Source organism: Candidatus Accumulibacter vicinus (genome assembly GCF_000584955.1).
GTDB lineage: Bacteria > Pseudomonadota > Gammaproteobacteria > Burkholderiales > Rhodocyclaceae > Accumulibacter > Accumulibacter vicinus.
Genome location: NZ_JDSS02000038.1, coordinates 18122 through 19190 on the forward strand (window position 1 = coordinate 18122; position 1069 = coordinate 19190).

Genomic DNA, 1069 nt, shown 5'->3' on the forward strand with positions numbered 1-1069 from the left:
CTAATTACTCGATTCAATCTTCTCCCTGATTATGCTACGGATGGGTTTACAGGGCCACAGTCTATTCGAGCTACTAGCGAATCCCTAGCTCGTGAGCTAATCCATTATGGTAGTGCGGCTGGAGAAGTGGTCCTGGGCAAAGATAGACTTCCAAAAAGAATTCAACCCATTAGTACTACACAAGTAAAATTTGTAGCATCACCTGATAAGACTCTAGTTCCGTGGCAATACATTGGCAGCGAGAAAATCTCACTAGATTACCCGACATTTATTTATGTCGTACTAGATCAAGACTTACTTGAAGCTTATAGTGCTAGTCCTATAGAGAGTGCGATCAAGCCAGTAATCTACTCTGAACAATTTGCGAATGATATTACTAGAATTGTAGGAAAGGTAATTCATCCAAGGCAGAAGGTAAAGATTAATGAGGCACAAGTAAGAAAGTTCTTGACCCCTGAAGCTCAAGTAGATAATCAGTTAGCAGTACAAGAACTAAATGCAATCACTTCATCTATAGAAACAAAGATCAACTCTCTATCCCCTGAAGATGCCCTGGTTTATTTAGACTCATTGGAGTTTGAAGTAGAAAACGCGAGTAATGCCGGGTTGTCTGCAGAATACACAGTTCTACAGGATATGGCGAATGCTAGGCTAAGTACAGGCAGTAAGACGAATGGAACCGTACTTGGCTTTGCATCTGGATCAAGTAATATCGCATCCAGCGAAATCATGCTGTTCATGCGCTCATGCACGGGCGCGGTAAAAGCACCTATTGAGGAGTTCTGGAGTAGGGCACTTACACTTTCTGCAAGACTATTTGGGTTTGATGTGGTCGTGGAGTTCACATTTGACCCGATTGATCTAAGGCCAGATAATGAACTGCTCGCATTTAAACAAACTAAACAGATGATTGTCCTAGAACAGTTGAGTTTAGGACTAATCTCAGATGATGAAGCGTGCCTGCAATTAACAGGTTCCCTTGCTCCTCCTGGTATGAAACCGCTATCAGGTACGATGTTTAAGCAGCCTAATGCCCAAGTTTCAACCAACAATCCGACGAATAGTGGGA

General features: G+C 42.5%; 1 protein-coding gene. It reads left to right on the forward strand.

The features are described from left to right. Nucleotides 1–126 precede the first annotated feature (126 nt). Nucleotides 127–1069: hypothetical protein (locus CAPSK01_RS23660; RefSeq protein ID WP_273703943.1), on the forward strand; the 943-nt coding region annotated here is incomplete at its 3' end.